The organism is Fodinibius salipaludis (assembly GCF_002287075.1).
Classification (GTDB): Bacteria; Bacteroidota; Rhodothermia; order Balneolales; family Balneolaceae; genus Fodinibius; species Fodinibius salipaludis.
On the sequence record NZ_NSKE01000035.1, the window covers coordinates 1 to 703 of the forward strand.

The 703-nt window shown below is 41.5% G+C and carries 1 pseudogene; it reads right to left on the reverse strand.

Annotated elements, in window-relative coordinates:
- Nucleotides 1-373: pseudogene (locus tag CK503_RS15920) on the reverse strand (Two component regulator three Y domain protein); the annotation flags it as partial.
- Nucleotides 374-703: the final 330 nt, after the last annotated feature.

Here is a 703-nt window from a genome sequence, read left to right on the forward strand (position 1 = left end):
TTAACCATTCTAAACTTCTCATGCCCCCTATTTCTGAAGGTATACGGCCCGTTAACTTATTCCCTTTTACATTCAAATAGGTGAGCTTCGTCAGGTTTCCTATAGTGGACGGCAACTGTCCTTGCAGGCCATTCTTCCATAAGTCGAGTCGAACAACGCGTCCGTTGGCATCCACTTCTACGCCATGCCAGCTACCCGACGGGTCGCCGCTGCCCCAGCCGCTGTTGTTAGCCCAACTGTCGCCGCCCGTAGCACTATATAAATCCATCAGCGCCTGGCGGTCTCCCGACACGCTGCCCGGACTTAGCTCTAGTTCCCCCGTATTCACTAAACTCCAAAAAATTATAAATGAAATAGCAACTCGTATATTCATAGCACCTTATTTTATTCCCAAGAATATATTATCAAAAACAATGCCACTTTAATCTTCTATTTAAAATAACTCTCAAAAATAATAAGCCGAAATTGCCTCTCGACAACTCCGGCTTATGCTTAGTAAAGTAGATAGATTTCGCAAACCTACCTATAAGTTATTCCTTATAGTGATATGTCTGTATCAGAAGGTAGGTTATTCATGGCAGAAGTACAGTTTCCTGAAAAGTCATTATTACCCAACCATACAATGCCAATTCTATTATTATCTATACTATTCCAAAAAGCACACGGAATAGACCCGCTTATATTATTATCGTTTAGATAAATC